The organism is Klebsiella africana, assembly GCF_020526085.1.
Lineage (GTDB): Bacteria > Pseudomonadota > Gammaproteobacteria > Enterobacterales > Enterobacteriaceae > Klebsiella > Klebsiella africana.
Genome location: NZ_CP084874.1, coordinates 2,919,367 through 2,937,364, shown reverse-complemented (window position 1 = coordinate 2,937,364; position 17,998 = coordinate 2,919,367). Strand labels below are relative to the sequence as shown.

At 60.0% G+C, this 17,998-nt stretch carries 14 protein-coding genes; all 14 read left to right on the top strand.

Annotation, left to right across the window (positions count from 1 at the left end):
- Window positions 1-20 precede the first annotated feature (20 nt).
- A complete protein-coding gene (tssC, locus tag LGL98_RS14340) occupies window positions 21-1,565 on the top strand; it encodes a type VI secretion system contractile sheath large subunit (RefSeq protein WP_136034817.1) in 1,545 nt (514 codons plus the stop codon).
- Window positions 1,566-1,574: 9 nt separating this feature from the next.
- Entirely contained in the window at window positions 1,575-2,918 is a 1,344-nt protein-coding gene (gene tssK / locus LGL98_RS14335) for a type VI secretion system baseplate subunit TssK (RefSeq protein WP_168435425.1), read from the top strand.
- The gene (tssL, locus tag LGL98_RS14330; protein ID WP_136034816.1) at window positions 2,915-3,604 is read left to right on the top strand and encodes a type VI secretion system protein TssL, short form; all 690 of its coding nucleotides are present in this window, start codon (window positions 2,915-2,917) and stop codon (window positions 3,602-3,604) included. Before tssK ends, tssL begins: the two co-directional genes overlap by 4 nt.
- Window positions 3,601-5,304 (top strand): OmpA family protein, encoded by a 1,704-nt coding sequence (locus LGL98_RS14325; RefSeq protein WP_136034814.1) that lies wholly within the window; start codon window positions 3,601-3,603, stop codon window positions 5,302-5,304. The genes tssL and LGL98_RS14325 overlap by 4 nt, the downstream gene beginning before the upstream one ends.
- A gap of 4 nt (window positions 5,305-5,308) precedes the next feature.
- A complete protein-coding gene (gene hcp / locus LGL98_RS14320; protein WP_002902160.1) occupies window positions 5,309-5,800 on the top strand; it encodes a type VI secretion system effector Hcp in 492 nt (163 codons plus the stop codon).
- 264 nt (window positions 5,801-6,064) lie between these two features.
- Complete coding sequence (tssH, locus tag LGL98_RS14315; protein ID WP_136034811.1) at window positions 6,065-8,719, top strand: type VI secretion system ATPase TssH; 2,655 nt, start codon at window positions 6,065-6,067, stop codon at window positions 8,717-8,719.
- A 1-nt stretch (window position 8,720) separates the two neighbouring features.
- The gene (locus LGL98_RS14310; protein WP_168435433.1) at window positions 8,721-11,090 is read left to right on the top strand and encodes a type VI secretion system Vgr family protein; all 2,370 of its coding nucleotides are present in this window, start codon (window positions 8,721-8,723) and stop codon (window positions 11,088-11,090) included.
- Window positions 11,091-11,870, top strand: a complete 780-nt coding sequence (tla1, locus tag LGL98_RS14305; protein ID WP_136034808.1) for a toxin Tle1 chaperone Tla1 — start codon at window positions 11,091-11,093, stop codon at window positions 11,868-11,870.
- Window positions 11,871-11,933: 63 nt separating this feature from the next.
- On the top strand, window positions 11,934-12,464 hold the full coding sequence (gene tli1 / locus LGL98_RS14300; protein WP_226651759.1) for a T6SS immunity phospholipase A1-binding lipoprotein Tli1-KP: 531 nt from the start codon (window positions 11,934-11,936) through the stop codon (window positions 12,462-12,464).
- Between the two features lie 67 nt (window positions 12,465-12,531).
- A complete protein-coding gene (gene tli1, locus LGL98_RS14295) occupies window positions 12,532-13,062 on the top strand; it encodes a T6SS immunity phospholipase A1-binding lipoprotein Tli1-KP (protein ID WP_226651758.1) in 531 nt (176 codons plus the stop codon).
- A gap of 68 nt (window positions 13,063-13,130) precedes the next feature.
- Window positions 13,131-13,661, top strand: a complete 531-nt coding sequence (tli1, locus tag LGL98_RS14290) for a T6SS immunity phospholipase A1-binding lipoprotein Tli1-KP (RefSeq protein ID WP_226651757.1) — start codon at window positions 13,131-13,133, stop codon at window positions 13,659-13,661.
- A complete protein-coding gene (locus tag LGL98_RS14285; RefSeq protein ID WP_226651755.1) occupies window positions 13,649-16,102 on the top strand; it encodes a T6SS phospholipase effector Tle1-like catalytic domain-containing protein in 2,454 nt (817 codons plus the stop codon). The genes tli1 (LGL98_RS14290) and LGL98_RS14285 overlap by 13 nt, the downstream gene beginning before the upstream one ends.
- A 38-nt stretch (window positions 16,103-16,140) precedes the next feature.
- Entirely contained in the window at window positions 16,141-16,671 is a 531-nt protein-coding gene (gene tli1 / locus LGL98_RS14280) for a T6SS immunity phospholipase A1-binding lipoprotein Tli1-KP (RefSeq protein WP_226651751.1), read from the top strand.
- A gap of 95 nt (window positions 16,672-16,766) precedes the next feature.
- A protein-coding gene (locus tag LGL98_RS14275; RefSeq protein WP_136033379.1) for an IS3 family transposase occupies window positions 16,767-17,980 on the top strand; the annotation gives its coding sequence in 2 pieces (ribosomal slippage) (window positions 16,767-17,061 and window positions 17,061-17,980; 1,215 coding nt in all).
- Window positions 17,981-17,998 lie beyond the last annotated feature (18 nt).

Below are 17,998 nucleotides of genomic sequence, written 5' to 3'. Positions count from 1 at the left end.
GATTAACCGGGAAAATGCTAATGTCTGTTACCACAGAAAACGCCCCTGTTCAGGGGCAAACCACGCTGCAGGAAAACAGGGCGGGCGAGGGCGTTTACGCCTCGCTGTTTGAAAAAATTAATCTCGCCCCGGCGTCTCGCCTCGGGGATATCAACGACTTTCTGGACGATGCCGCGCTCTCCGAAGCGCCGGCGGCGGAACGTCTCACCGCGGCGATGCAGGTATTTATGGAGCGCATCCGCCAGTCCGGCCAGCGGGTGGAAAAGCTCGACAAAACACTGATTGACCACCATATCGCCGAACTGGATTTCCAGATAAGCCGTCAGCTGGACGCGGTGATGCACCATCAGGAGTTTCAGCAGGTCGAATCCCTGTGGCGCGGCCTCAAACAGCTGGTGGACAACACCGACTACCGCCAGAACGTCAAAACGGAGATCCTTGACGTCGCCAAAGACGATCTGCGCCAGGACTTTGAGGACGCGCCGGAGCTTATCCAGAGCGGCCTCTACTGGCACACCTATACCGCGGAGTATGACACTCCCGGCGGCGAGCCGATCGGCTCGGTGATCTCGGCCTATGAGTTCGACGCCAGCCCGCAGGATGTGGCGCTGCTGCGCAATATCTCCCGCGTCTCTGCGGCCGCCCATATGCCGTTTATCGGCGCCGTCGGCCCGGCCTTCTTTCTGAAAGAGACCATGGAAGAGGTGGCTGCTATTAAGGATATCGGCAACTACTTCGATCGCGCGGAATATATTCGCTGGAAATCGTTTCGTGAAACCGACGATGCCCGCTACATCGGTCTGGTGATGCCGCGCGTGCTGGGTCGTCTGCCGTACGGTCCGGACACCGTGCCGGTGCGCAGCTTCAACTATGTCGAGCAGGTGAAGGGCCCGGACCACGAAAAGTATCTGTGGACCAGCGCGGCGTTCTCCTTCGCATCTAATATGGTGAAGAGCTTTGTTAACAACGGCTGGTGCGTGCAAATTCGCGGTCCGCAGGCGGGCGGCGCGGTGAAAGATTTGCCTATCCATCTGTACGATCTGGGCACCGGCAACCAGGTGAAGATCCCTTCCGAGGTGATGATCCCGGAAACGCGGGAGTTTGAGTTCGCCAGCCTGGGCTTTATCCCGCTGTCGTACTACAAAAATCGCGATTACGCCTGCTTCTTCTCGGCCAACTCCGCGCAGAAACCGGCGCTGTACGATACCGCCGACGCCACCGCCAACAGCCGCATCAACGCACGTCTGCCTTACATCTTCCTGCTGTCGCGCATCGCGCACTATCTGAAGATGATCCAGCGCGAGAATATCGGCACCACCAAGGACCGGCGGCTGCTGGAGCTGGAGCTGAACACCTGGGTGCGGAGCCTGGTGACCGAAATGACCGACCCCGGCGACGAGCTGCAGGCCTCCCATCCGCTGCGCGATGCCAGCGTGGTGGTGGAAGATATCGAGGATAACCCGGGCTTCTTCCGCGTGAAGCTGTACGCGGTGCCGCACTTCCAGGTCGAGGGGATGGACGTCAGTCTGTCGCTGGTTAGCCAGATGCCAAAGGCGAAGGCGTAGGTTCGGACGATGATGAAAACGGAACGTCCGTTGTGGGGCCGGGGCATTATGGTGTCGCCTCAGCATTTTCAACAGCAGGCTGCGTATGCAGCCTGGACTGCGGAAGTGATTGCCCGGATGGGTCTTAACCACCCCTGGGGAGTGGTTGAGGCGACCTTCGAACCAGAGATGCTCAAACTGGGCCGCCTGCAGGCTCACAGGCTGCAGGTCCGATTCCAGGATGGCACGATGATTGATACGGACAATGCCGATGCGCTGCCGTCCGCGCTGTCGCTGGACAGGGTGGACGGCGAGGTGGTGATCGTGCTGGCGCTGCCCCTGATGCAGGCGAATGGCGGCAACTGCCTGAAGCCGGAGGAGATGGCTGAAAGGCCGGTGCGCTTCCGGCAGCGCTGGCGCGATGTCCGCAACCAGTTCGGGGACGATACCCGGCAGATTGCCGTCATGCAGCCGGAGCTGACCCTCCGTTTCGCCCACCAGGACAACAGCGATTACCTGACCTGTCCGCTTGTTCGCCTGCAGCGGGACTCGCAGGGGGCCTGGCTTATCGACGAGACGTTTCTCCCGCCGCTGCTGCAGATCCAGGGCAGCCGCTGGCTGGCGACGCAGCTTGAACAGCTGCTCGTCCAGCTCCGGGCTCGTCTGACGCGCCTGATGGCCATGCGTCGCGAAAGCAATGAACGGATGGCTGATTTTGCCGTGGCTGATGTCTCTCTGTTCTGGTTGCTGAATGCGCTGAACAGCGCCGAGCCGGTGCTGGGGTACTTTCTGCGTTACCGGCAAAGCCCGCCGGAACGCCTCTACCCGGAGCTGGCGCGCCTGGCTGGTAGCCTGCTGACCTTTTCGCTCACCCATCAGGCGAATGCCGTCCCGATCTATCAGCATGACCAGCTGAACGCGGCTTTTCCGCCGCTGTTTGATTTACTGAGCGACCTGCTGGAGGCGAGCCTGCCATCGCGGGTGGTGGCGATTGCGCTGGAGCATGATGTCCGGCTGCACTTCTGGCAGGCGCGTCTGCACGATGCCCGGCTGCGGGAAGGGGCTGATTACTACCTGTCGGTTCGTTCGTCGGTACCGGTCGCCCAACTGCAGGAGCAGTTTCCGCGCCAGTGCAAAGTGGGCAGTCCGGATCATGTCAAAGCCATCGTCAACTCCTCGCGGACAGGGGTGCCCCTCACGCCATTGCGTCATGTGCCGGCGGCGATCCCGCTGCGTCTGGAAAATCAGTATTTCAGCCTCGATGTGTCCCACCCTCTGGCGACGGAAATGCTGCAGAGCGGCACCTGTATGTTTTACGTGCCGGGGATGCTCGGTGAGCCTGAACTTGAACTTTTTGCGGTACTACGAACGTGAATCAGCCTAAACGCGGCAACGCCGCGTCCATTGATATTGATGCGCTGCTGCAGAACACCTGGCTGCAGGTTATCAGCCTGCGCCACGGCCCGCAGTTCCGCGATGAGGAAGGGTACACGCTATGGCAGCGCTGTATTGCTGATGTCGGGCGCGTGCAACATGAGCTCAGGGCGAGTGGGCTTGATGACGCCAGCTGTCAGCATATTCTCACCGCCCAGTGCGCGCTGCTCGATGAAGCCGTGAAAGGGCGCGGCGTGGAGGATGAGGCCTGCCTGCAGTGGTATGACATTCCGCTGCAGGGGCACTTCCTCGGCACCATGGACGCCGGCGACACCCTGTGCGAGCGGATGCGTGATGTGTTGCGTGAACCGGCGCCCAACCTGGCCGTGGTCACCTGTTTTCAGCGGGTGATGCTGCTGGGTTTTATTGGCAGCTTTCGCTCCCTCCACGACCCCGAGCGCCTGAAGCTGGTCAACGCGCTCGGTGAGCGTGTTCCTCCTTTTCAGTGCCCGGCTACTGCTCCCGTACTGGTAGAGAGTCGCGCCGGTCTGGGGATAAGCGGCTGGCTGGCCTCCTGGCCGGTACGTACTGGCCTGAGCGTGGTGGTGGTACTCGCCCTGTGGTGGGGGCTCAACCACTGGCTCGATCACCTGCTGCTGACCCTGTTGCCGGGGGCCGTGAAATGAGCCCCGCGCAGCAGCGCGGGCTGGCGCTGTGGGCCAGTCTGCTGAGTGCGCTGGTGTGCCTGCTATTTTTGCCGGTTCCCCGCTGGGGGGCGTGGCTCATTCTGCTGGTCACGCTGGCCCTGATCATCGGGATCTGGCGCATTGCCAGTCGTCGTGCCGGGCGTAACGTCGCATCAACCCTGGACCCTCTCCCGGCGGGCGCTTATCGCCAGCCGGTGGTCCTCGTTTGCGGCGACCTGCCGAGTGTCTGGCCGCCAGCGTCACCGGTGCGAGTCCTCAAACAGGGCTGCTGGATCCGCGTGGAAAAGACGGAGGAGCTGCAGCAGGTCGCGCGCCAGGTATTGAGCCAGCGGCCGGAATGGGGGCCTCAGCTGTCGGTGCTGCTCTGCGTCTGCCCGCAGCGGCATGCGCAAAGCGAGCGGCTTACCAGCCGTCTGCTGGCCCTGCGCTGGCAACTCAGCCAGCTGCGTCAGCAGACGGGGTATGCCGTACCGCTGGCGCTGCAGGGGCAGGTGGGCAGCGCGATGAGTCGCGACCTGTTGTGGCAGGCGGCGATACCGGGTGAAGCGGTGAAAGTCTGGCAGCCCTCCTGCGCCCCCTGTTCCGTACCGGCCTGGGTAAGTGCCGGCGGGGCGGCCGCGCTGGAGCAGCAGGTACTGATGAACAGCCTGATGGGCTGGTTTGAACAGCACGTCCATGCCGTGTTGACAGAAGAGAATACCGACCTGCCGCCTCTGACCCCAGCGGCTGTGCTGTGGGGCCTCGGGCCCTTGCTGCCTGGAAGTCTGGCGTCATCGGCCTGGACGACGTGGTTATCCCGGCTTAGCGGCCTGTCGCGGGTAGCTGGCTGGCAGCCTGTCGAGAGCGACACCGGGGACGCTTCAGCTTTGCCGGAATTCATCCTGCCGCAGTTACCGGCGGGACGGGGACTCACACCACGAGGCAGGGCCTGGCGCGCGGCGCTCGCGATTTTCACCCTCGCGGCTGTCGCCGCGCTGCTCAGCAGTGGCTGGAACAATCGACAACTGCTGCAGCGCGTGGGCGTCGATATTGCCCGTTATGAGCGGATTGCGATGGATGATTATCGACCAAAAGCCAGCGCTGTCAGGGTACTGCGTGAAGATGCTGCGCTGCTCGATAGCTGGGCGCGTAACGGCGTCCCGCTGCGCCTGAGTCTGGGCTTGTATCGCGGGGAGCAGATTCGCCTACCGTTGCTGGAGGCGATTCGCGGTTACGTGCCGCCGCCGCCGCCCAGGCCGGTGCAGCGCATCGCGCCGGCCGTCATCCGCCTTGACAGCATGTCGCTATTCAATACCGGGAAATGGGTACTGAAGCCCGGTTCGACAAAGCGGCTGGTCAGCTCGCTGATGGACATTAAGGCCAGGCCCGGGTGGCTAATCGTGGTGGCGGGCCACACCGACAGTGTGGGTGAGGAAAAAGCCAACCAGCTATTGTCGCTGAAACGCGCGGAATCGGTCCGCGACTGGATGCGCGATACCGGTGACGTGCCGGACAGCTGCTTTGCCGTTCAGGGCTATGGCGAAAGCCGACCAATTGCAACAAACGATACGCCGGAAGGCCGTGCGCTGAACCGTCGTGTCGAAATCAGTCTGGTGCCGCAGGTAGACGCCTGCCGGTTACCGGACCAACCCTCTGCGTCATCCCAGGATGATGGCGCTTCACTACACAATGGAGAGTAATTCCATGGCAATTCCTGTTTATCTTTGGCTGAAAGACGACGGCGGCGCGGACATTAAAGGGTCTGTCGACGTTCAGGATCGTGAAGGCAGTATCGAAGTGGTGGCTCAGGAGCATAACCTGTACATCCCGACCGATAACAACACCGGCAAACTGACCGGCACGCGTATTCATACGCCGTTCCTGTTCACCAAGGAGATCGACTCCTCCAGCCCCTACCTGTACAAGGCAGTGACCACCGGCCAGACCCTGAAATCCGCTGAGTTCAAGTGGTACCGAATCAACGATGCCGGCCAGGAAGTGGAGTATTTCAATACCAAACTTGAGAACGTCAAGGTGGTGAAAGTGAATCCCCTGATGCACGACATCAAAAACCCCGCCTACGAGAAGCACAACCATCTGGAACAGATAGAGCTGCGCTACGAGAAGATCACCTGGACCTATAAAGACGGCAACATCATTCACTCCGATAGCTGGAACGAACGCGCCACCGCGTAATTGCCCGTCATATTTCGCGCCGCTGGCGCGCAGGCGACGTTCGCTCATCCCGGCTGCATCGTTATCTCTGCGGCCGGGGATTGTTGCGGGCGATCGCCTGATGCGGGCAGCGTTTCTCTGCCCGCCGTTTTTTGCTGAGCGCCTGAGGTACGGGTTCTCAGCAAAGAAAAACACAATCTGTCTGCCTGACCTTGTGCGCTTGGGGTTCCTGTTCGGGAACAGCGACGGGCGGTAGCGTGTCCGGAATCAATAAGAGAGGATCTCATGGAAAATCCAGCCAGTCTGTTACGCCGTCTTAATCCCTGCTGTGCCCGCGCAATGGAGGGGGCTGCCTCCCTGTGCCAGACCCGGGCGCATGCCGAGATCCTGCCCGAGCACTGGCTGCTTAAGCTGCTGGAACAGGGGGAAGGCGATCTGACGGTGCTGGCGCGGCGCTATGAATGGGATATGGATGCGCTGTGGCAGGATCTGCTGAACTGGCTGGATAAACAGCCGCGCTCGGTTCGTCATCGTCCCCAGCTCTCTGACCATACCCTGAGGCTGATGCAGGAGGCCTGGCTGATTGCCTCGCTCAGCGGCGAAGCGCAGATCCGCAGTGTTCACCTGCTGATGGCGCTGGTTGAAAAACAGAATCTGATCCAGTGCGATGGCCTGTGGCCGCTGTTAACGCTGGGCCAGCGTCAGCTGGAACGCCTGCGCCCCTTGCTTGATGCCCAGTCCGACGAACGTCCGTCAGCCCAACAGGAAGCGGCGCTGGCGCAGCCCCATGGCGGGGACGTGGAATTTGTGGGGCGGCCTGCGGGCGGCGAACTGAACGCGGATGGGCTCAACCCGGCGCTGCAGAACGCGCTGGACAAATTCACTCTCGACGTCACCGCCAAAGCCAGAGACGGCCTGATTGACCCGGTGTTCGGACGCGACACGGAAATCCGCCAGATGGTGGATATTCTCTCCCGTCGGCGTAAAAACAACCCGATCCTCGTCGGTGAGCCGGGCGTGGGCAAGACCGCCCTGGTGGAAGGCCTGGCGCTGCGCATTGCCGAAGGCAACGTCCCCGACACGCTGAAGCCAGTGTCGGTGCGCACCCTCGACCTCGGTCTGCTGCAGGCCGGCGCCGGGGTCAAAGGCGAGTTTGAGCAGCGGCTGAAAAATATCATTGAGGCGGTGCAGCAGTCGCCTTCGCCGGTGCTGCTATTTATCGACGAGGCGCACACGATCATCGGCGCGGGTAATCAGGCGGGCGGCGCGGATGCCGCCAACCTGCTGAAGCCGGCGCTGGCCCGGGGCGAGCTGCGGACCATCGCCGCCACCACCTGGTCTGAATACAAACAGTACTTCGAGCGCGACCCCGCGCTGGAGCGCCGCTTTCAGATGGTCAAGGTGGATGAGCCGGACGACGACACCGCCTGCCTGATGCTGCGCGGCCTGAAGTCCCGCTATGCCGACCACCATGGCGTTCATATCACGGATGACGCGGTGCGCGCCGCCGTCACGCTGTCACGACGCTATCTCACCGGCCGCCAACTGCCGGACAAGGCAGTGGATTTACTTGATACCGCTTCCGCCCGCCTGCGCATGAGTTTGGATACCGTGCCTGAGCCGCTGACCCGCATGAAGGGGCAGCTCACCGCCCTGGCGATGGAGAAGCAGGCGCTGCTGGAAGATATTGCGCTGGGCAACAGCGCCCACGGCGAACGGCTGGCGGCCATTGAGCAGGAAGAGATCCGCCTTATTCTGGCGCTGGATACCCTCGAAACTCAGTATGGTCAGGAGCTGCAGCTGACGGAAGCGCTGCTGGCCTGTCGCCGCGATATCTCCCGCCAGGCGGAAATTAGCGATCTACAAACCGCGCTTATTGCTGTCCAGCAGGGCAATCCCCTGCTCGGGCTGGATGTGGACGTCCGCACCGTGGCGACGGTGATTGCCGACTGGACCGGCGTGCCGCTCTCCTCGCTAATGAAAGATGAGCAGACGGGACTGCTGAGCCTGGAGGAGCGTCTCGGCAAACGGGTGGTTGGCCAGGATGAGGCCCTGAACGCCATTGCCCGACGCCTGCGCGCCGCGAAAACCGGCCTGACGCCGGAGAACGGTCCGCAGGGGGTGTTCCTGCTGGTCGGGCCGAGCGGCACCGGCAAAACGGAAACGGCGCTCGCCCTGGCCGAAGCGCTGTTCGGCGGCGAGAAAGCGCTGATCACCATCAATCTCTCCGAGTATCAGGAGCCGCACACCGTCAGCCAGCTGAAGGGTTCTCCGCCGGGCTACGTCGGCTACGGCCAGGGTGGGATCCTGACCGAGGCGGTGCGCAAACGCCCTTACAGCGTGGTGCTGCTCGATGAGGTGGAGAAGGCCCATCGCGATGTGATGAACCTGTTCTACCAGGTTTTCGACCGGGGGATGATGCGCGACGGCGAGGGGCGTGAAATTGACTTTCGCAACACCGTGATCCTGATGACCGCCAACCTCGGAAGCGACCTCCTGATGCAGCTGCTGGATGAACAACCGGAGGCCAGCGAATCAGACCTGCACGAGCTGCTGCGCCCGGTGCTGCGCGGCCACTTCCAGCCGGCGCTGCTGGCCCGCTTCCAGACGGTGATTTACCGTCCGCTGCCGTCGGCAGCGCTGCGCGCCATTGTCGGCATGAAGCTCGGGCAGGTGAGTCAGCGTCTGGCTTGCCATTACGGAATCACCACCACCCTCAGCGAGAGCCTGTTCGACGCCCTGACCGAGGCCTGCCTGCTGCCGGACACGGGCGCCCGCAACGTCGACAGTCTGCTGAATCAGCAGATCCTGCCGGCACTGAGTCAGCAGCTATTGAGCCATATGGCGACGGGGCAGAAACCGCGTCATGTAACGCTGGGATATAACGAAGAGGAAGGCATCGTGATGGCGTTTGACGAGGGGACGATAGCCGATGAGTGACGTGAAATCGTTGCTGTTCAGCCACAACCATCATCTGCTTTCGGTGAAGGGATGTGAAGCCGGGCTTGATGTGCTGGCCTTCGAGGGCGATGAAGCCCTGAGCCAGCCATTCCGCTATCGTATTGAATTCACCAGCGCAGACCATGCCATCAGCAAAGAGATGATGCTGATGAAGGCAGCCTCCCTGACGCTGCAGGCGCCGGTGGCTCAGGGCTTCGGCATCAATGTTCAGCAACCCGTGCGGGTGATCCAGGGCGTGGTGACGGGGTTTGAACGGCTCAGTACCTCCAGGGATGAAACGCACTACGCGCTGACGCTTCAGCCACGCCTGGCGCTGCTTAACCGCTCGCACCAGAACGCCATTTACCAGGACCAGTCCGTTCCGCAGATTGTGGAAAAAATCCTCCGCGAGCGCCACGGCCTGCGCGGTCAGGATTTTCTGTTCTCACTGACAAAAACGTATCCGCGACGCGAGCAGGTGATGCAGTACGGTGAGGATGACCTGCGCTTTATCACCCGTCTGCTGGGTGAGGTGGGGATCTGGTTTCGCTTTTCCGCCGACACGCGGCTGCACATCGACGTCGCGGAGTTCTGCGACAGTCAGCAGGGCTATGAGAAGGGGCTGACGTTGCCTTCTGTCCCGCCGTCAGGGCAGCAGTCGGCCGGGGTGGACGCGGTGTGGGAGATGGCATGCCGCCACCGCGTTGTGGAGCAGCAGGTCAGTACCCGCGACTACAACTACCGCGAGGCGACGGCGGACATGAACGTGCAGGTGGATGTCACCCGCGGGGAGACCACCACCTTTGGTGAGGCTTACCACTGGGGAGATAACTACCTGACCGCGGGGAATGTCCATGACCGCCATCCGGCGCCGGAGTCCGGGGCGTTTTACGCCCGCCTTCGCCATGAGCGTTATCTGAACGACCAGACCCGGATGCAGGCCACCACCAGCTGCCCGACGCTCAGCCCGGGACAGGTGTTGAAGGTCACCGGCGCAGAGGAGGTGGCCAGGGAGTTTGCTGAGGGCGTGCTCGTCACGGCGATGCACAGCCACGCCCGGCGCGATGCCGACTTTGCGGTGGAGTTTGCCGGCATACCGGACAGCCCGGACGTCGGCTACCGGCCTGAGCCCGGTGCGCGTCCGGTGATGGCCGGGACGCTGCCGGCCCGCGTGACCAGCACCCGGGAAAACGACACCTACGGGCATATCGACAAACACGGGCGCTACCGGGTGAATATGCTGTTTGACCGGGCGCGCTGGGAAACCGGGTTCGAGAGCCTGTGGGTCCGCCAGTCGCGGCCGTATGCCGGAGACACCTACGGTCTGCACCTGCCGCTGCTGGCGGGGACGGAGGTGGCGATTGGCTTTGAGGATGGTAACCCCGACCGGCCGTATATCGCGGGCGTGCTGCACGACTCGGCGCACGGCGACCACGTCACCATCCGCAATGACAAACGTAACGTCCTGCGCACCCCGGCCAACAACAAAATCCGCCTCGACGACGAGCGCGGGAAAGAGCATATCAAGGTGTCGACGGAGTATGGCGGCAAGAGCCAGCTGAACCTGGGGCACCTGGTGGACAGTGACAGGCGGCCGCGCGGCGAAGGCTTTGAGCTGAGAACCGACAGCTGGGGCGCTATCCGGGCACAGAAAGGGATATTTATCAGCGCGGACGGGCAGGCGAAGGCTCAGGGGCAGGTGCTGGATATGGAGCCGGCGGTCAGTTTGCTGAAAGGTGCGGTGAATCAGGTCACGGAATGGGGAAGCATTACGCAAACCCATCACAATGTTGTCCCAGACACCGGCCCATTAAGCGCACTGACCGCAGGCACCAGCGAGCTTAAACAGCCGACATTGCTGATCTCGGCGCCGATGGGGATTGCCGCAGTCACGCCGGAAACAACCCTCCTGCACAGCGGTAACGGGCTGTATCTGCAGAGCCTGGGGGAGGTCAACATCACCACGGCACAGCGCTGTTCATTGAATGCCAGCCAGACTATTTCACTGCTGGCGCAACAGGAGGGGATGAGGCTGGTCTCTGCCAAAGGCCCGCTGGAAGTAGAGTCGCACGGCGATATTCTGTCGCTGACCGCGCTAAAAGATATCACCGTCCAGTCAACCCAGGGGCATCTGCAGTTGACGGCTAAAAATGGCATCACCCTGGGGTGCGGCGGTGCATATATCCGTCTTACCCCACAGGGAGAGGTACAGATCCACGGACCTGGGGTGATTAGCCTTAAGGGGCAGCATGATTTGCAGGGGCCGGCCAGCGAGGCGTTTCCCTTGCCTGAGCTACCGGCATCGGTGTGTAAAGAGTGCCTTAAAAAAGCCCAGGCGCTGGCGCAGGGCTTCGTGCCGCGGGAGGCATAGATGACCAGACAATGGATTGAGGAGGTTGCCGGAACCTGTCGGGCTTTCGGAACGGATTATCTGCATGTCATTATCGATCAGGCGGGGGTGGATTTTTCCTTCATTCCGGCGCTGAATTCGCTGTCAGTTGAGTGGCAGTCGCTTTTTCATGGACTTCCGGAAGCATTTATTGTCGATGATGCACCGCTGGTGGCGCGCTTTACGCTTGATGATCTTGAGCAAATGCGCTGGTTACAGGATATCAGCCAGCAACTTGCCATCCAGGCGCCGCTGCTCCTGTTCTGCACATATTGGCCCTTTTCGGCGCTAGCGAACTGGCTCACGCAGTGTATGGATATTCTGCAGGAAGGGCGCAGCGGAATTTTACGCTTTTACGATACCCGGGTATTTCCGCTGTTGTTTACGCACATTCTCAGTGACGAGCAGCAAGAGCCATTGATGCGTCCGGCCCTGTTTTGGGCGTGGCAGGATCTTGACGGCCAGGCGAAAGGCATCAAGGGCAGTGGTCTCCCGCCGGAACGCGATGAAAAGGCGCCAAAAATAGAACTCAGCGATCGCCAGCTTGAGCATCTGATGTGTATCAGCGATGTCATCGTCATGTTGTCGCACTGTGCTCCGCCTGCGGGCATGTTTGACTCAAGACAGTCACTGTTTTCGGCCTGTTACCAGGGCATGGTGGAGGCGACACGCCAGGGTCTTCTTCTGGATGACGCTCGTGAAGACTGGGTAATGAAGAAGTGGCTTGCCGACGTAAAAACCAGTGAGAGACCTTCAGAATGAAAAGCCTGGTCTGGCTGAGTACACCCCTCTCTTCATTACCCTCAAACCGACAGGGAGAGTCCGATGAAATCTGCATTAATCAGCCCGCTGCTGGCGGGTCTGCTGCTGTTAACCGGCTGCGCACAGCCAGCCGCACAGGCCGGAGGCGGCGGAGGCGGCACCATTGACGCCATCAACCACACCAAATGGGCAATTAACCACTTCAGTATCAATGGCCAGTCGGGGATCGACATTATAGGTCCGTTTCAGGGCGGCGGCGGTGGCTGCTGCTTCAGCGTGCCCGCCCGCTGGACGCCGGGTATGACGGTGCGCGTTGACTGGGAAAGTGGTGAGGCATCGACTGAAGGTTTTCCTGGATTTGCTGATTACGAAAAATATAAAGCCTGGGAGAAAAAAATGAGCTCTCAGAATCGGCAGCACAGCAAAACCGTTCCGCTGCCTGACTATAACGGCCAGGACGTGTGCGGCATTACGGTGCACTTTTTACCCTGCGATGACGTGAAGGTGACCACCAGCTGTTACACCTACGGCAGTCCGTCCTACCCGATAAAAGAGCCCGTCAGGATGAAGGATCCGGCCGCCTGTCCGAAGTAGCACGCCTTCGTTTCCCCGGGGTGACATCACCATTCCTTCATTACCCTCAACCGACAGGGAGAGTCCGATGAAATCTGCATTAATCAGCCCGCTGCTGGCGGGTCTGCTGCTGTTAACCGGCTGCGCACAGCCAGCCGCCCGGGCCGGAGGCGGCGGTGGCGGAACAATAAAAGCCATCAACCACACAAAATGGGCAATTAATCACTTCAGTATCAATGGCCAATCGGGGATCGACATTATAGGCCCGTTTCAGGGCGGCGGAGGCGGCTGCTGCTTCAGCGTGCCCGCCCGCTGGACGCCGGGTATGACGGTGCGCGTTGACTGGGAAACCGGGGTGGGTTCATCTGCGGGTTTCCCGGGATATGAAGATGAGAAGAAGTTTTTAGAGTGGGCAAGGAATATTAAAGCTCAGAACCGTCAGCACAGCAAAACCGTCCCGCTACCCGACTATAACGGCCAGGATGTGTGCGGCATTACGGTTCACTTTTTGCCCTGCGATGACGTGAAAGTGACCACCAGCTGCTGGTCACCGAGAAATGCGAACTATCCGATAAAAGAGCCCGTCAGGATGAAGGAGCCGGCCGTCTGTCCGAAGTAGTTCGCCTCCGTTTCCCAGGGGTGGCATCACCATCCCTTAATTACCCTCAAACCGACAGGGAGAGTCCGATGAAATCTGCATTAATCAGCCCGCTGCTGGCGGGGCTGCTGCTGTTAACCGGCTGCGCACAGCCTGCCGCACAGGCCGGAGGCGGCGGTGGCGGCACCATTGACGCCATCAACCACACCAAATGGGCAATTAACCACTTCAGTGTCAATGGCCAGTCGGGTATCGACATTATAGGTCCGTTTCAGGGCGGCGGAGGCGGCTGCTGCTTCAGCGTGCCCGCCCGCTGGACGCCGGGTATGACGGTGCGCGTTGACTGGGAAAGTGGTGAGGCATCGACTGAAGGTTTTCCTGGATTTGCTGATTCAAAAAAATACAGAGAGTGGAGAGATAATTTAAAACAAAACAACCGTCAGCACAGTAAAACCGTCCCGTTGCCCGACTATAACGGCCAGGATGTGTGCGGCATTACGGTGCACTTTTTACCCTGCGATGACGTGAAGGTGACCACCAGCTGTTACACCTACGGCAGTCCGTCGTACCCGATAAAAGAGCCCGTCAAGATGAAGGAGCCCGCCGTATGTCCGAAATAACCGAAACCCATGCCGCCTGGGTCCCGCCGCCGTTTCCGCCGCAGGGACGTCTGCCGGGCCGGGCGCTGCAGGTTGGGCAGAACTGCCATCAGCAGAACAGCGACGAGCGGCGCTACCACCAGGAACTGTGCCTGGCTGCCGGACGGCGCGTGGAGCCGCCGTGCTGCAAGACGCTGCACATCAGCCTGTTTTTCGACGGTACGGGTAATAACCTGAACAATGACCTGCTGCTCTCTGACCCGAAGCACCCGACCAATATCGCGCGTTTGTTTCGTGCCACAATTGGCGACGGCACCGCCGGCGGCGTCACTGATACCAAAAAGATGCCGCTGGATGGGGTAAAAGACAGTGGAGGAAAATACTTCAAGTTTTATATTCCCGGCGTGGGCACCCCCTTCCCGGAAGTGAATGACCCGGACTATTCCACCATGGGTCTGGTGGGTGCAGTTAAGGGTGAGGAGCGGATTAACTGGGCGCTGCTGCGGATTATTGATGTGCTAATGCGCCTGAGTAAGGACAAGGAAAACAACAGCATAAAGCTGTCCGAAGGAGCCAGCCGTGAATCCCTCAAAAAAATGGGTACCAGCTGGAACCGGCTGTGGTTTGGCGGCAGCCATAACCGCTATGAAGAGTTCACTCGTTTGCTGAATGATTTGGCCTCTGATTTGAAGCCCCTGATCATTCAGCCTGAGCCGGGCAAGCCGAAACTGACAGGCATCAAGCTGTATGTCTATGGTTTTTCCCGCGGTGCGGCAGCGGCGCGCACCTTTGTGCGCTGGCTGAGCGAACTGCTGCCCCCGCCGGCAGCGGAGGGTGAAAAACCGCCGCAGTGCCTGCAGACAGGCGGGATGCGGCTGCCCGTCAGCGTGGAGTTTCTCGGGCTGCTGGATACGGTGGCCTCCGTCGGGGTGGCGCATGTGGTGCCGGTTGCCGACGGGCATATGTCCTGGGCAGACGGCACGATGGAGCTGCCGGATGATGAAACCTATGGCGGGCTGATAAAAAAATGTGTTCACCTGGTCTCCGGGCATGAGCAGCGTCTCTGCTTTCCGCTGGACTCGGTGCGGCGGGCAAACGGCAAATACCCGCCCTGTGCCACTGAGGTGGTTTACCCGGGAATGCATTCGGATATTGGTGGAGGATATCCGCCGGGGGATCAGGGGAAAGCGAATGGTGAGGATGACAGCTTATTGCTATCTCAGGTAGTTTTGCATGACTTGTATGCTTCAGCATTTTCTGCTGGCGCACCGCTAAAAGTACCTTTACAAGCATTGCCTGAGGATAAGAAATCGGATAGCTGGCGTTTGATGCCTTTAGATTCTATAAAGGAATTTTTAATCCATGGTGACTTATTCAACCGCTTCAACGCCTGGCGTGAACTCACCCTGGGCCAAACCACGCCGAAAACGTTCGATCCCGAAGCAGCCTCTCACTACGAACCACCTGCCGCCGGCGGCAGTCTGGAAACCGTCATTGCTGAGCAGATGGCCTGGATCACCGCCTGGCGCATCGACCGCTATGCCAGAGGCTCGATGCTGAAAACGCCCTTCTATCAGCGCGCCACGAATACCGAAGCGCTGCCTGCCGCGCGGAAGGCGGCAGAAGTGATTCGTGATAAAGAACAGGAGAAGGTGCTAAGTGCTCGCCAGAACCAGATAGCAAACCAGCCTCCTGACAGGATGGATGAGCTGGTTCTGCAGCCGGGCGTGAAGGATTTTGACCCAAAGATGGATCAAACCCAGCTGTTCGACGCGGCGAAGGAGTTCGGAAAGGATTACCACGACGGTTACCGTATTCCGGATAACCTGGCGCAGCTGGTGCTGGATACCGTGCTGCAGCCGGTGATTTTCGTTCTCAATACCGATGATGAAGCGCAGGAATACCGGCGCATGAAGCGTGACGGAGAAGCCCGGGTGGCCGTCCTCTTTCCCGATGCCGGGGAGGCCAGCAACGCGGAACAGCCTGCCGGGCTGGTGAGGGCGCTGTTTGATGACCAGATACATGACTCACGCGCCTGGTTTATGTATGCCGCGCTCGGCACGCGCGAGATGTGGACCGGTTACTTCCGCTACCGGATGATTTACTTCAGCGAGCGCTGCAGTAAACCGCTCTCGCCGCTGGTGCTCGCCGGAGACCTGGTGGGTTTTGCGACCGTGACCGCGGGTGTCGTGCTCAGTTTCCGGCAAAAGCGCCTGACCGGCAAGCTGGCCGGGCTGGCTGCGACAGGCGCCGTGCGCTCGCTGGAGGTGGCGGTGCTGGACCAGATAACCGGGGAAGCGCTGCCGGAGCTGCCCGGAGGGGAGCAGCTGCGGGCATTTACCCACGAGCCGGGAACCGTTGTCGCACAGCAAAAGGCGCGGAAAGCGGACGAGCAGCTGGCGCGGGGGCAAGCCGCGCTGCCGGCCAGCTGGCTGGAGGACGTTCTGACGACAACGGTCTGAACGCGGATAAGGAGGAACCGATGGACAGGGATAGCCCGATGACATCTGCATTAATCAGCCCGCTGCTGGCGGGTCTGCTGCTGTTAACCGGCTGCGCGCAGTCAGCCGCACAGGCCGGAGGCGGCGGAGGCGGCACCATTGACGCCATCAACCACACCAAATGGGCAATTAACCACTTCAGTATCAATGGCCAGTCGGGTATCGATTCAATAGGCCCGTTTCAGGGGGGCGGAGGCGGCTGCTGCTTCAGCGTGCCCGCCCGCTGGACGCCGGGTATGACGGTGCGCGTTGACTGGGAAAGTGGGGAAGCTTCAACTGATGATTTCCCGGGATATGAAAACTGGAATAAATATCTTGAATGGGAAAAGAAAATAAAAGCCAGTCATCGGCAGCACAGCAAAACTGTCCCGCTGCCCGACTATAACGGCCAGGATGTGTGCGGCATTACGGTGCACTTTTTACCCTGCGATGACGTGAAGGTGACCACCAGCTGTTACACCTACGGCAGTCCGTCGTACCCGATAAAAGAGCCCGTCAGGATGAAGGAGCCGGCCGTCTGTCCGGAGTAGCACGCCCCGTTTATTCAGGCTGGCATCACCTTCACTTAATCACCCTCAAACCGACAGGGTGTAGTGGCACAGTAAATTTGGCCACCTGATTAAAGGTGATATTCTCACCTCAACACAAAACAGGTGACTTAATGAACAAGAAAACTAAGCGTACTTTCACCCCCGAGTTCAGGCTGGAATGTGCACAGCTGATTGTTGATAAGGGCTACTCCTATCGACAAGCCAGTGAAGCGATGAATGTCGGTTCTACCACGCTTGAGAGCTGGGTACGCCAGCTCAGGCGAGAGCGCCAGGGGATTACGCCCTCTGCCACACCTATTACTCCAGACCAGCAACGTATCCGCGAGCTGGAAAAGCAGGTTCGTCGCCTGGAGGAGCAGAATACGATATTAAAAAAGGCTACCGCGCTCTTGATGTCCGACTCACTGAACGGTTCACGATAGTTGCCAGACTGAGTGACAGCCACACGGTCGTCAGCCTGTGTTCTGCTCTGGGAATACACCGCAGCAGTTACCGATACTGGCGAAAACGACGCGATACGGTTAATCCGGCGCGAGTCAGGCTGTGCAGCGAAATACGCCGGGCGTGGAATCAGAGCCGGGGCTCAGCAGGGGCGCGCACTCTGGCTGACATGCTGACCCAGAACGGCGTCCCGATGAGCCGTTACCGTGCGGGGCGTCTGATGAAATATCTGAACCTGAGCAGTTGCCAGCCCGGAAAACATCAGTACAAAAATGCCCGTCAGGAGCATACCTGCCTGCCGAATCTGCTTGAGCGCCAGTTCGCTGTGCCCGAGCCAGATCGGGTATGGTGCGGAGATATTACGTATATCCAGGCAGGAAATCGCTGGTGCTATCTGGCGATCGTTATGGATCTTTTTGCCCGCAGGGTTATCGGCTGGAGTCTGTCAGCGCATGCCAATACCGCACTGATAAGCAACGCTCTGCGGATGGCTTATGAGACGCGTGGTCAACCGCATGATGTCATGTTCCATAGCGATCAGGGAAGCCAGTATACCGGTCTGAAATATCAACAACTTCTCTGGCGTTACAGAATAAAACAAAGCGTCAGTCGGCGGGGAAACTGCTGGGACAATAGTCCCATGGAACGCTTCTTCCGCAGTCTGAAAACAGAATGGGTACCGGTGAATGGTTACGCAGGCAAGGACGAAGCCCGACAGCAAATTAATGGTTACATATTGAACTACTACAACAGCGTCAGACCTCACCATTATAACGGTGGGTTGACTCCGGAAGAGTCTGAGAACAGATACCATTTTTACTGTAAAACCGTGGCCAATATTACTTGACCACTACAGGGAGAGTCC